Source organism: Bacteroides sp. Ga6A2 (genome assembly GCF_000702225.1).
Classification (GTDB): Bacteria; Bacteroidota; Bacteroidia; order Bacteroidales; family Bacteroidaceae; genus Ga6A1.
The window spans coordinates 96,567-109,917 of record NZ_JNKX01000011.1 but is presented as its reverse complement, the minus strand read 5'-3'; the positions used below and the strand labels follow the sequence as shown (position 1 = coordinate 109,917).

The following is a 13,351-nucleotide window of genomic DNA, read 5'->3' as shown; positions in this document are numbered from 1 at the left end:
AAGTTACAGAAAGAGTAAAAAAAACTTCAAAAAAAATATACGTTGTATCAAAAAAGTGATTACTTTTGCATCGTTTTAATAAGCAAATGATTGTTTTACAGATTTAAAAAGCAAAAAAATGAAGAAACTTGTATTTTTGTTCGTAGCTTTCGCAGCTATCTCTTTGGCTTCATGTGGTGGTAAGAACGATGCAGCTGCTAACGCTGCTGATTCAGATTCAGTTGCTACAGTTGATACTACTGCTGCTGACACTGTTGCTGCCGATTCAGTTGCTGCTGACTCAGTAAAGTAATTTACGAACAGTAAGAAATTAAAGGCTTGTTACACAAAGTGTAGCGAGCCTTTTTTTGGTTTTTATAGACTGAAAACTACGCTTGTTCGTCAGTTTTTTACTATCTTTGCCGTTGAAAAATGTAATAATATGGAGCTTTCTATTGTATCGCCAATATATCGCGGAGAAAAAATGCTCGACGAACTTGTTCGCCGGATAATCGATTCTGTAAAAGACATAACGGATGATTACGAAATTGTTCTTGTAAACGACTGCTCGCCAGATAATTCGTGGGAGAAAATCGTTCAACTATGTAACGAAAACAAAAAGGTGAAGGGGGTGAATCTTTCACGAAATTTCGGTCAGCACTACGCAATTACCGCCGGATTGTCAAAGACGTCGGGCAATTGGGTTGTGGTTATGGACTGCGACCTTCAGGACCGTCCCGAAGAAATCCCGAACCTTTATGCCAAGACAAGAGAAGGTTTCGACTCGGTTTTCGCACAGCGCGTTGAGCGTCAGGATACTTTCATGAAACGTCTTTCGAGCGCGGCATTCTACTTTGTTTTCTCATTTCTGACTGATTCGAAGCAGGACAAAAGCGTGGCAAATTTCGGAATCTATAATCGAAAGGTCGTAAATGCCATCTTGTCGATGGGCGACAGCATCAGATATTTCCCGATTATGGCTCAGTGGGTTGGCTTCCGCAAGGGATATCTGCCAGTTCAGCATGCCGAGAGGCAAGTCGGTTCGTCGTCATACAGCTTCTTCAAACTGATGCGACTGGCAAGCGACAATATGATTGGTTTCTCAGACAAACCTCTCAGGCTGATGCTTACGTTTGGCTTCTATGTCGTAATCGGTTCGTTGCTCGTTGCTCTGTATTATTTTGTAAAATGGTGCTTGGGCTTGATTGTTGTCGACGGTTTCACGACGATGGTGATTTCGTTGTGGCTCATCGCCGGAATCCTTACAATGATGTTGGGAATCACCGGATTGTATATAGGTAAGATTTTCGACAGAGTGAAAGGTCGCCCTGTCTTTATAATTGGTGAGACGGTAAATTTTTCGGAAAAATGATACAGTTAGTACAGTGGGATACCGATAATTTCGGATTCAAGGTCGGGAATCTTGTTCCCGATGCCGATATAACAAAAGAGTGGTTCGATTCCGAACTTCTTGAAGCCAGAAATCAAGGCTACGAATTGCTTTATCTCAAGGGCGGCTCAATTCCCCAAGAATTGATGTCGGAAAATATTCTTCTTGCTGATGAAAAAGTTGTGTATCAGCAAGATATTAAGCCTTCGGATAGTCATTTCTCCGATGCAAATGTTGTAAGCATAAAGAATTGCGAATTGTCCGACGAACTTCTTGCGCTTGCCTACGAAAGTGGCAAATATTCGCGCTATAACATCGACAAGAAACTGCCATCTTCGGTATTCAAGACTCTTTACCGACTGTGGATGGAACGTTCGCTCAACGGAACTATTGCGACCGATGTGCTCGGTTTCTGCCAGTCGGATTGTTGCGATGGTATGTTGACATATAAAAAAGAGGAAAACTGTGTGGACATCGGTCTGATAGCTGTAAATCCCGCGGTGGCAGGTCGTGGCGTAGGTTCAAAAATAATGCAGACTTTTCTGTCGATGTTCGAAGTCGGAACGCACATCGAAGTTGCTACTCAGAAGAGAAATGCCGTTGCATGCCGCTATTACGAAAAGAACGGTTTTGAGGTAAAGTCTGTAACGAACATCTATCACATCTGGCTTAAATGAAGAAATTGTCGATAGGCAGAGTGTGCCTGCTTTTGTTTGCCTTTGCCGTTTATTCAAGTTCGATATTGTTCAGTAAGATGGCTTCTCAGCACGATATTATGTCGCTTGGCTACATTCTATTCTTTGCAGGAGTTGTTCTTGCTCTTGGTTTGTACGCCGTGCTGTGGCAGAAGATATTGTCGTTCATGCAACTCAATACGGCATTTTTGTGCAAAAGCGTTACTATCGTGATGGTTATGCTACTTTCGCACGTGTTTTTTGCCGAACATATATCGGTCTATAATGTGTGTGGAGCGTTGTGTATAATGTTAGGATTGTTTGTGTTGGCATGGAGAAGATGACATTCTTTTACGCTTTGCTGATTTTGGGCATCTTTGCCTCGTCGTGCAGCCAGATTCTTCTGAAGAAAAGTGCCGATATGAAACATCGCTCATGGATATCCTCGATGCTAAACTGGCGGGTTATAACGGCTTATCTGATATTTTTCTCATCGTTGTTCATTAACATCACGGCAATGGGCAACGGCGTTGAGATGAAGGAGTTGCCGATAATGGAGTCGCTCGGATATGTCTTCGTTCCGATTTTATCGTATTTCTTCATCGGAGAGAAGATAACGAAGCGTGTTTGTCTGTCGATGGCATTTATATTGTTGGGCATTTATGTGTTTTATCTGAAATAAATGTATTACTTTTGTATTTTAATTTAGAATATTTATGGAACAGATACCTTTTAACAAACCATTCCTTACGGGTAAGGAGGCGCATTATATGTATCAGGCAGTTTACACAGGAAAACTGTCAGGTAACGGTGTTTTTACAAAAAGATGCCAAAAGTATTTCGAAGACAAGTATGGTTTTAAGAAAGCATTGCTTACAACATCTTGTACCGATGCTCTTGAGATGTGCGCAATTCTCTGCAACGTAGGTCCGGGCGACGAGGTTATCGTTCCTTCATATACGTTCGTTTCGTCGGCATTGGCTTTTGTTCGTCAGGGTTGTAAGATTGTCTTTGCCGATTCTATGGAAAGCAATCCTAACATCGATGCCGATAAACTCGAGGCTCTCATAACTCCGCGGACAAAAGTCATTGTGCCGGTTCATTATGCTGGAGTGGCGTGCGATATGGACAAGATTATGGATATTGCCAACAAGCACAATCTTCTTGTTGTAGAAGATGCGGCTCAGGCAATCGATTCTTATTACAAGGGCAGACCGCTCGGAACCATCGGTCATCTTTCGGCCTTCTCGTTCCACGAAACCAAGAATATCATCTCTGGCGAGGGCGGAATGCTTGGCATAAACGATGAGCGATTCATCCGTCGTTCTGAAATTATCTGGGAGAAGGGAACAAACCGCTCCGAGTTCTTCCGTGGCGAGGTTAATAAATACGGATGGTGCGACACGGGCTCTTCATTCTTACCTTCTGAGGTTGTGAGTGCCTTCCTTTGGGCGCAGTTGGAGAGTATGCAGCAGATTCAGGACAAGCGCAAACTGCTGTGGAATCAGTATTTCGCAGGGCTTCAGACTTTGGCTGCAAGCGGAAAAATCAGACTTCCGCAGATTCCGGGATATGCAACAAACAATGCTCACATGTTCTATCTGGTTTGTCGAAATCTTGAGGAGAGAACAGGCTTGATTAAATATCTGAAAGAGCATAACGTTTTAAGCGTGTTCCATTATCTTAGCTTGCACAAGAGCGAGTATTACACTTCTAATTATACAGAGATTCCTGATTTGCCATATTGCGACATGTATGCCGACTGCCTTGTCCGTATGCCAATGTTCTACGAGTTGACTCTCGAACAAGTCGATTACATTGTTGGCTTGATAAAGAAGTATTTCAACAAGATTTGACTTTTTTGAAATGAAGATTTTTAAGAATAAGTCTATATTTACATTAGCGGCTATATTATTATTTAATATAGCCTTTTTTGCAGTTATCGCCAATGTCTTTCCTGTAAGGTTTGAAGAATGTGATGATGTCATGATGGCAAGCATCGCCAACGGAACATATTTGGGAGAGCCAGATTGCCATTTGGTTTTTATCAATGCATTGTATGGTTCTTTGTTGGTCTTTTTGTATAGACTTGTTCCGTCCGTTGAGTGGTATACTTATTTGTTGGCGTTATTTCAGATTTTGTCAATTACTGTGGCGTCTTATTATACAGTAAGGGATGTTAAGTCAAGAATTTTGAAGGCATCTTTGTTGTTTGCACTATATTCGGTATGGAGTTACATAATATTTTATTTAGAATTTACGACAGTTGCAGGAGTTTTGGCTCTTGCTTCGGTAATTTTGTTGCAGAAAAGGCATTTCAGTTTGGGTGCATTGTTCTTTTTTGTGTCTTTCATGGTCCGGTATCATTGTGCCGGAATGGTATTTATATTGTCAGTTCCAATTCTCGTTTATGAGTATGGCAGGGACTGGAAAAGTTATCTGAAGATAGGGCTAATTCTTTGCTTTGCAGGTGTCTTACACCTTGGTGACAAAGCTTTTTATCAGGATAAGGAATGGAAGGAGTATAAGGAGTACAATGAAATCAGAGGGAAGATTTCCGATAATCCCAACAGGGAGAAATGCAAGTCTGAGTTGTTGAAAATAATGTCAGTGAGCGACTATTATTTGTTCCGTAATTTCTTTCAGGATCCAGATATTTTAACAACAGATGTTTTGAGGAAAACATATGAAGTTTTAGACTCAAATACTTTTGATAATAAGGTAGACAATATATCGGAGAATTTTTTGAAAAAATATTGGAAGATGATATTTGTCAATTTTGTTGTGATGCTAGCTTTCATTTTCGGGTGCAACAATAAAAGATTTATTTATATTTCTGTAGTTTCTTACATCTTGTGGGTGCTGTTGCTTTGTTATGTTTCAATGAACAGTATGCCAAAATATAGGGTTGTAATATCTTCAATATTGCCTTTGTTTTGGTTGTGTATAATAGGTGTTGAAGTTTTAAGAAATAAAGTCTGGTGTTATTTTTTGTCATCTTTGCTGATTGTTGTAAGTTATATTGGTTTCGTAAGGGATTTTAGGGGCTGGATATATTATGTAAAGACAGTAAAATATGAAGATGAATATGCGGAATTGCCAATATGCGGAGATTGGAAAAAGTACAGATGTGTTCCTTATCTGTATGAAATAGGGGTCGAATATCATTCACGACCATTTAATCTGAAAAAGCAATATGAAGGTAGTAATATCATATATATAGCATGGCTGGCAAGGTATCCGTTAAAAAAAGGATATTTTACTTATGAGGATTTTTTTGATGGCGACGTGTTGCTTTTTTCTCCAAAAAGTTACGATACGCATTATCTTCAGAATTCAATAAAAGAGCATTATTCAATAGACACCGACACCATTCATGTTAAGGAAACTGAGAATTTTGCCTTGATTAAGTTTGTCAAGAAATAGAATTGTTGTTCAACTCAAAATGATAATCGGATAAATTTTATTATATTTGCCTGATAATTATTTTTGATGAAGATACTGTTTGTAACAAATACTTTTCCGCCGAATATTTGCGGAGTGGGCGATTATACATTCTTCTTGTGCCGACAATTTGTACAGCATGGCGACAAATGCGTCGTCGTGTGTAGAAAAGATGATTGTCAAAGAGATGCCGTCGAGGGCATTTCTGTCTACTCCGTTGTGGAAAAATGGAACAAGAGCGCAAGCAAAATAGTGCTCGGCGTGATAGAAAATGAAAAGCCCGATATCGTTTCGCTTCAATATGTTCCGCATGGATTTGATGCTAAGGGGCTTCCGTTCGGCATCATACCTATTGTGCGCAATATTCATAAAACAGGAATTCCGATATTTACTTTTATACACGAGCCTTTTGTAATGATAAATGACTGCAATCCAAAGCATTTGTTTGTGGCTCTTTGCGAAAGATTTATCACAGGCTACGTTATAAAGAAAAGTGCAAGGGTTGCCACAAGCATCTTGAATTACAAGAACCGATTGTCGTGGTACGATGATTCGATAAGGCTTATTCCGATACCCTCAAACATACCGTTGTTGGCTGCCGATGATGAGAAAAAGAACAGCCTCAGACATGGTATTGATGCTGATGGAAAGTTGGTTGTTGCCTTGTTCGGCGTTCGCGATAAGAATAGCATTCTGAAAGCATTTTCGAATATTTTTGAAAGACGAAAAGACATCAAACTACTGATTCTAGGCAAGTCTGATTGGAATGGATTTCAGCCCGATTGGGTTTACAGAACAGGCAAACTTTCGGCCGAGAAACTTGCCGAATATTTCAATATAGTCGATATCTTTGTCTTGCCAGAGAAGGTGAGCCGAAGGATGAAGCGTGGCGGAGTATGCCTAAAAAGCGGTTCGCTCGCTGCTGCCATTCAGTATCGATTGCCTATTCTCACGGCTTGCGGCGACCATACCGACCAAGTTCTGAAGGACAAACTGATGTTTGCAGATTTCAGCAATGCCGATGATGTTGAGCAGAAACTCACGACTTTGCTTAACGACTCGTCGCTCAGAGAAAAAATGAGTTCAGGCTACGGTGATTTGCTTAACGAACTCACGTGGGAACACACACATCAGGAGTACAAAAACATAATAAACGAGATTTTATGAGCGGAGGATTAGTTGTTCATCCAACGGGAAACGCAAATGTCAGGGCGGTGCTCAACGGCTTCTGTTCGCACGGATTGCTGGGCGAGTTTCACACAACGGTGGGCTGTGTGCCGGGTAATATTTTTAGTCGGCTGTCGGGTTTTCCGGTCATGTCGATGCTGAAACGGCGCGGCTATTCTTCCGAAATCGCTTCTGCGTTGAAAACGCATCCGTGGCGCGAACTCGGCAGAATTTTTGCCCAGAAAGCACATCTTAACGGTCTTGTAGAACATGAACGAGGCATTTTTTCAGTCGATAAAATCTATCATAACATCGATGAATGCTCAAGAAAAACTCTTCTGAATAATGATTTTTCGTTCGTCTATGGATATGAAGACGGTATAGAATCGACTTTTACAGAAGCAAGAAAGATGAAGATTCCGTGCTTCTACGATCTTCCGATTGGCTATTGGCGGGCAATGCGCGAGTATCTTTCGCCCGAGATGAAGAAAAATCCGGATTGGAATCCGACTTTGGGAGGTTTCGATGATTCTGATGCAAAACTCCGACGCAAGGACAATGAATTGGCAATGGCAGACGTAATCTATGTTGCAAGTAGTTTCACGAAGAAGACTCTCAAACTTTATCCCGACAAACTGGTGCCGATAGAGGTTGTTCCTTACGGATTTCCAGATGTGAATAGAAACCGCAAGTATTCGAGTGTAAACGGCAGAAAAATCCGTGCGCTTTATGTTGGCGGACTGAGTCAGCGAAAGGGTTTGTCGTATATGTTCGATGCCCTCGAGGGATTGGAGCGCCACGTCGAATTAACCGTTGTCGGACTCGGAAATATTGATGGTACGCCGGTATTGAAGTCTAAATTGCAGAAATGTAACTACATACCTTCGCTAAGTCATGAAAATGTGCTATCTTTGATGGCTCAATCGGACGTGCTGTTGTTTCCTTCGTTGTTCGAGGGTTTCGGACTCGTCGTTACCGAGGCAATGTCGCAGGGAACTCCGGTCATTACAACCGAGCGCACATGCGGTCCCGACATCATCGAGAACGAAAGCGACGGCTGGCTTGTAAAGGCTGCCGATTCGGATTCGATAAGAGAGCGGATTGAGGACATCATTTCACATCCCGAAATTCTGGCTCAGGTTGGGAAATCGGCAATGAACACCGCCGCAGGCAGACCGTGGAAGGTTTATAGCGAAGCAATGGCAAAATCGGTAGAGAAACATCTGAAAGAATGGAATTTAGAATAAGTTGGGAACTATTAGACAGGTATATTGAAAAGGATCAGTATCTTATTCATAAACGTGCAATTTGGATTTATCTGATTCTTCTGATATTCGAGGGAGCACTTCGAAAGTGGTTTCTGACTCCGCTTGCCACTCCATTGCTTCTGTGTCGTGAGCCTATCGTGTTCTGGCTTGTGTGGGAGGCTTTGCGCCGCGGATGGATTCGCGACGGAATTGCCCAGCTAATGATGATTATAACCGTGCCGATGTTCCTGATATCATTGGCATTCGGCCACCACACGGTGAGTTGTGCCTTGTTTGGAGCCAGAATCTATTTTTGTCATTTTCCGATGATGTTCATAATTGGCAAAGTCTTGACTCGTAAGGATTTGCTTACGATGGGCAAGTTCATCTTGTATTGTTCAATACCGATGACAATGCTGATTATGTGGCAGTTCTATTCGCCAATGGATTCGTGGGTAAACCGAGGCGTTGGTGGCGAGGGAACAGCTTCTTACCTTGGTGCAATGGGCTTCAACCGTTCTTCTGGAACATTCTCGTTCACATCAGGAGTGTCGCTGTGGCTTGGAATGGTTGGCGCATTCATGGGTTATTTCCTTCTTATGAACAACTATCTTACGGAGAGGGCGGCTATAAACAAATATGTGCTGTTTGTTGCGCTCGGATTCTATATTCTCGCTATTCCATTTTCAATTTCCAGAACGGCATACTATCAGTGTATGGTGGAATGTATTTTCTTGGTCTATGTCATGATGATTCATCGAAAAATGCAGAGTCGTGCCATACAGACTGGCTTGTTCATAATTGTGGCGGCGGCGGCCGTGATGCTGTCAGGCTGGATGGAAGATAGTTCGGCTGCTTTCAGTGCCCGCATTGATGAGGCTAACGAGATTGAGGGAGGTGTACAGAGTGCCTTGGGAGGACGATATGCCGGTGGTTTCCTGAATGCCGTGTTCAACTCCTATGCTCCACTCTGGGGTGTCGGACTTGGTGCCGGAACAAGTACAGGAGCGCAGTTGCTGGGTGGTAGCAGTATGTTCGCATTCATGAACGGCGAAAATGAGTGGGGACGTGTTATGACTGAAAGCGGATATGTTTTTGGACTGATGGTTATTGCTTTACGATGTGCTTTCGGTCTCGATATCTTCATAAAGTCGCACAAAATGCTAAACAGAGGTAACGATATGCTGCCGTGGATGCTTTGTGTATTTATGCTTCTTAACGAGCCGCAGGGACAACTCGGAGTTCCGACAAACTTAGGATTTGCCGTCATTTCGGGCGGATTTGCCTTGGCGGCATGTAACACTCATAAAACAAGATAGCAATGGTTAATCAGAGAATCAAATACTGGGACAACATAAAAGGATTTACCATATTGCTTGTGCTTTGGGGGCATCTCATTCAGGCGATATATGGCTACGATTATGCGGCGTCATCGGCAAATCTCGTCTACGGAGTAATCTACAGTTTTCACATGGCCCTGTTCTTCATGGTAAGCGGATATTTTTCGTGCTACGATGGCAGGGAGATGAATGTTCTTACTGTTCTGAAGAAGAAGTCGGCAGGCTTGCTGGTACCTTTCTTTGTTGTGGGTGGACTTTATGTTTATTATTGTTACTCTACTCGTCCGTATTTAATTTTGTTTGCTAACGCGAAGTACGGATATTGGTATTTGTTCGTTCTGTTCGAACTTGTGATAATAAACATCTTTTATCATGTCTTAAGAAAAATATGGAGGTGTTCCAAATTCGATTTTTTGCTTGACATGTTGTTCTGGTTTGCTTTTTTTGCGGTTGCAGAAGTTCTTAATAGAATGTCGTCGCAAGTCATTTCTGGCTTCTTCTCGCTCAAACATCTTGCTGGAAATCTGCCATTTTTTGCTCTCGGCTTGTTATTGAACAAACAGCGCGTCTTCAATTTCCTCACGGACAAAAGAATTGTAGCAGCATTGTTCTGCCTCTATTTGTTTTTGTTGGTACATGTTTATCCCGAATCGATTGCAGAAAAGAGCATTTTCAAGGATGTCGCTCGAATTTCTGCGGTTGTTGCGATGCTTGGAATATTCTATAATTTTCGAAATATCAAGTTGTTCGATTCGATATTTAATAGCTTCGGAAAATCATCGCTCGATATTTACGTTTTCCATTATTATTTTTTGATTTTGTGGCTTTGGTATGGAATGAATGCAACTTTGCCAATTACGGTCAAGTGGAGCGAATTGGAAAAAGATATTTGTACGTTGATTGGTGCCGTTGTTGTTGCATTTATTTGCATGATTATCGGAAAGTTACTGCGTTCTAATCGTCTGACGGCATTTGTTTTTCTTGGACAAATGCAGAAAAAAACAAAGCCAGAGGAATCTGTTACATTCCATTTTCGCAACAGAAAATGCGGATTTTCTATCGCGCACGTTTTTGAGCCTGTCGTAAGTCGGTTGTCGGACGAGTGGAAGGGCGGTACGACCGAAATGCCATCGCCTAATTCTATGCCGTGGGATGTTCTGATTAACGGATTCTACGTGTTTCGACACAGAAACAAGCGTGGGGTGAATCATGTAACTGGGCACATTCACGATGCACTGCTTTTCCTTGGCGGATGCAAGACGGTTCTGACAATTCACGATTTGGTTTTCATTGATAATGTGCGAAATCCGATAAAAAAGTTGTACAAATGGCTCTTCTGGCTTTATCTGCCTGTGCGCATAGCCGACAAAGTGACGTGTATCTCCGAGCAGACGCGGCGGAATCTGCTAAAGCATTGTTCGTGGGCCGAGAAGAAAACTGTCGTAATATACAATGCCGTAGATGAAAAATTCTGTTTCTCTGAAAAGAATTTCAATGCTGAATGTCCTGTAATTCTGCATGTCGGAACTTTCTGGAATAAGAATCTTGAACGCGTTATCGAGGCTCTTGACGGTATTGTTTGCGAACTGAGAATCATAGGTGAGATTTCTGACGAGATAAAACTCTTGCTGAAAAAACATAACATTAAATTCGTGCAAAGGGCGAATCTTACGGAAGAGGAGATTGTCGAAGACTACAAGTTGTGCGACATCGTATCGTTCCCGTCAGTTTACGAAGGTTTCGGAATGCCGATTATCGAGGGACAGAGCGTTGGCCGACCTGTCATAACCTCGTGCATTGAGCCGATGACAGAGGTGGCTGGAAATGCGGCATATTTCGTCAATCCCGAAAGCGTTCAGGAGATTTCCGAAGGTTTCAGAAAACTGATTTCAGATGAGGATTTGAGGCAGAAACTTGTGTCCGACGGACTCGAAAACGTAAAGCGATTCAAACTTTCGTGTATTGTAAAACAGTACGAGGAAGTTTATAAAGAAGTTTTGGCAAAATGAAAATTCTACATTACATAAATACGCTCGACCGTTCGTTTGGCGGCACAACGACATACATGCAGATGCTCGCGCTCTCGTTGCGCTCAAGAGCCGAACTTGTTTTCGTTGCTGATGCCTCGCCGAATCCGGTCGAAATCAGTGGAGCGAAAGTCATTTTCATGCAGTCGAAATGGTATTCGCGAAGTAGATACAAAAAAGAATTGACTGCCATTCTCGATGCCGAAAAGCCAGATGTCGTTCACATCAACACAATTTGGCTTCCGCAATGCGCGTGGGCTCAGTTGTGGGCAGAGCAGAAGGGCTACAAATGTGCGCTCACCGTTCATGGAATGTTAGAGCCTTGGATTGTAAACCGTAACCGTTGGAAAAAGAAACTCGGTATGATTTTCTTTCAGAGACGGCAACTGGAAACATCTATGTGGCAGACGGTTACGGCAATAGAGGAGAAAAAGCATGTGATTCAGTATTATTCGGATTGTAAAATTGCGGATGTTGCAAACTTAAACATCGATGTTATTCCAATAGGCATAGATTCAGAGTCGATAGCAAAAAAGTGCGCAAGTCTGAAATCTGACGGCGAGAAATATATTCTGTTTCTTTCGCGAATACATCCGAAGAAAGGTATCGAGATTCTTTTGGATTCTTTGTGCCGTGTTCGTGAAAAAATAGCAGGTTATAAGGTGAAAATCGCAGGCGATGGCGATTCTGCCTATGTCGAAAAACTGAAGAATTTCTGTTCTGAAAATAATCTGAACAGCATTGTTGAGTTCGTTGGAGGCATTTATGGCGATGACAAATGGCGTATGATTTCAAATGCTTCGGTGCTTGTTCTGCCAACTTACAGCGAGAATTTTGGTCTTGTGGTAGCCGAGGCGATGTCTGCTTCGATTCCTGTAATAACGACAAATACAACGCCTTGGCAGATTTTGGCAGATACAGATAGCGGCTGGTGCGTTCCGGTAGGAGTGGAGCATGTTGCCGATGCATTGGCAGATTTCGCATCTCTTTCAGCCGACGAATTGCAGCAGAAGGGGCGCAACGCGTTCTCTGTCATCAGCCGCGAATATTCTCTCGGAATGATGGGCGAAAAACTGATATCTTTCTATAAAAAAATGTTATCATGAGCAGTGTCGATTTAAGTAAGTTTACCACTGGAAATTTTGACAAGGGCGCGGGATTCATCAAGATTACGCTATGGTATTTCGTGAATGCTCTTTTTGTAAGGGCATCGTGGAATCCGTTTATGGGTTTTAAAATCTTTCTTCTGAAGGCTTTCGGTGCAAAGATTGGCAAAGGGCTTGTTATCAAGAATGAAGTTCGCATAAAGTTTCCGTGGAAACTCACGATTGGCGACAACGTTTGGCTTGGCGAACGTTGCTGGATTGACAACCTCGACTATGTTACAATCGGAAATAACGTTTGTGTATCGCAAGATGCGCTTTTGATAACGGGAAATCACGATTACACCTTGTATAATATGCCGTACCGAAATGCGCCTATCGTTCTGTGTGATGGTTGTTGGATTGGAGCGAGGGCTGTGGTAGGTCCGGGAGTGATTGTAAACAAAAACACAATCCTGACTTTGGGCAGCGTGGCTACCAAAAATCTGGATTGTGATTCTGTTTATCAAGGAGTTCCTGCGGTCTGTATCCGCAAAAGGACTCTATCTTAGAAAATACCCCATTTTTTCTTCCGCTTTGGAGGTTCGGTTTCTGAGCGAATCTCCTCTCTAATCAGTTCTTCGAGAGTCTTGTGCTCTGTAATCATCTGGTAAATCATTCCCCAGTCTGGAATACCGCCAAGATTTCTGTCGTCGATGAACATGTCGACTTTCAGTTTTCTTGAATAGTTCTTGTTTCCTTCTTGAGTTTCTTCAGGATAATCTTTGTTTACGGCATAGAATTCTACGCCGCGTTCTTTGCACCAGTCTACTGCCTCCTGAAGAGTTTTCCCTTCTCTGACCGACCACAGAATAAGTCTGTGCTGGTCTTTTATCAGCATTTTTAGGGTTTGTATAGCGAACGGAATCTCGCGTCCTATTGCAGGATAGCGGTGTTCTACAATCGTTCCGTCAAAGTCGACTGCTATTGTCATGATATTA

At 42.3% G+C, this 13,351-nt stretch carries 14 protein-coding genes; 13 read left to right on the top strand and 1 reads right to left on the bottom strand.

The genetic code is table 11. The annotated features are described in order from the left end of the window. Nucleotides 1-118 precede the first annotated feature (118 nt). From T538_RS18560 to T538_RS0102770, 13 genes are all read left to right on the top strand, one after another. Nucleotides 119-292: a hypothetical protein gene (locus T538_RS18560; RefSeq protein ID WP_197025742.1), complete on the top strand. Its 174-nt coding sequence runs from the start codon at nt 119-121 to the stop codon at nt 290-292. Nucleotides 293-421: 129 nt separating this feature from the next. Next, nucleotides 422-1,351, top strand: coding sequence for a glycosyltransferase family 2 protein (locus T538_RS0102825; RefSeq protein WP_031532020.1), 930 nt, complete (start codon nt 422-424; stop codon nt 1,349-1,351). After that, complete coding sequence (locus T538_RS0102820; RefSeq protein ID WP_031532019.1) at nt 1,348-2,046, top strand: GNAT family N-acetyltransferase; 699 nt, start codon at nt 1,348-1,350, stop codon at nt 2,044-2,046. Before T538_RS0102825 ends, T538_RS0102820 begins: the two co-directional genes overlap by 4 nt. After that, nucleotides 2,043-2,387 carry an EamA family transporter gene (locus T538_RS0102815; protein WP_031532018.1) on the top strand — a complete coding sequence of 115 codons (345 nt, stop codon included), beginning with the start codon at nt 2,043-2,045 and terminating at the stop codon, nt 2,385-2,387. The genes T538_RS0102820 and T538_RS0102815 overlap by 4 nt, the downstream gene beginning before the upstream one ends. Next, nucleotides 2,384-2,725 (top strand): hypothetical protein, encoded by a 342-nt coding sequence (locus tag T538_RS0102810; protein WP_034538797.1) that lies wholly within the window; start codon nt 2,384-2,386, stop codon nt 2,723-2,725. The genes T538_RS0102815 and T538_RS0102810 overlap by 4 nt, the downstream gene beginning before the upstream one ends. Nucleotides 2,726-2,759: 34 nt before the next feature. Next, nucleotides 2,760-3,899 carry a dTDP-4-amino-4,6-dideoxygalactose transaminase gene (rffA, locus tag T538_RS0102805; protein ID WP_031532015.1) on the top strand — a complete coding sequence of 380 codons (1,140 nt, stop codon included), beginning with the start codon at nt 2,760-2,762 and terminating at the stop codon, nt 3,897-3,899. Nucleotides 3,900-3,909: 10 nt separating this feature from the next. Continuing rightward, nucleotides 3,910-5,469, top strand: a complete 1,560-nt coding sequence (locus T538_RS0102800; protein WP_031532014.1) for a hypothetical protein — start codon at nt 3,910-3,912, stop codon at nt 5,467-5,469. A gap of 66 nt (nt 5,470-5,535) precedes the next feature. After that, entirely contained in the window at nt 5,536-6,654 is a 1,119-nt protein-coding gene (locus T538_RS0102795; protein ID WP_031532012.1) for a glycosyltransferase family protein, read from the top strand. Then, a complete protein-coding gene (locus T538_RS0102790) occupies nt 6,651-7,901 on the top strand; it encodes a glycosyltransferase family 4 protein (protein ID WP_031532011.1) in 1,251 nt (416 codons plus the stop codon). The genes T538_RS0102795 and T538_RS0102790 overlap by 4 nt, the downstream gene beginning before the upstream one ends. Continuing rightward, entirely contained in the window at nt 7,886-9,220 is a 1,335-nt protein-coding gene (locus T538_RS0102785; RefSeq protein WP_051655839.1) for a hypothetical protein, read from the top strand. The genes T538_RS0102790 and T538_RS0102785 overlap by 16 nt, the downstream gene beginning before the upstream one ends. A 2-nt stretch (nt 9,221-9,222) precedes the next feature. Next, entirely contained in the window at nt 9,223-11,250 is a 2,028-nt protein-coding gene (locus tag T538_RS17565) for a glycosyltransferase (protein ID WP_051655838.1), read from the top strand. After that, complete coding sequence (locus T538_RS0102775) at nt 11,247-12,374, top strand: glycosyltransferase (protein ID WP_031532008.1); 1,128 nt, start codon at nt 11,247-11,249, stop codon at nt 12,372-12,374. Before T538_RS17565 ends, T538_RS0102775 begins: the two co-directional genes overlap by 4 nt. Further along, nucleotides 12,371-12,922 (top strand): WcaF family extracellular polysaccharide biosynthesis acetyltransferase, encoded by a 552-nt coding sequence (locus tag T538_RS0102770; protein WP_031532007.1) that lies wholly within the window; start codon nt 12,371-12,373, stop codon nt 12,920-12,922. The genes T538_RS0102775 and T538_RS0102770 overlap by 4 nt, the downstream gene beginning before the upstream one ends. Here the strand turns inward: T538_RS0102770 and T538_RS0102765 are convergent. Then, complete coding sequence (locus tag T538_RS0102765) at nt 12,919-13,344, bottom strand: BT0820 family HAD-type phosphatase (RefSeq protein ID WP_031532006.1); 426 nt, start codon at nt 13,342-13,344, stop codon at nt 12,919-12,921. The two genes, T538_RS0102770 and T538_RS0102765, sit on opposite strands and share 4 nt — an antisense overlap. Nucleotides 13,345-13,351: the final 7 nt, after the last annotated feature.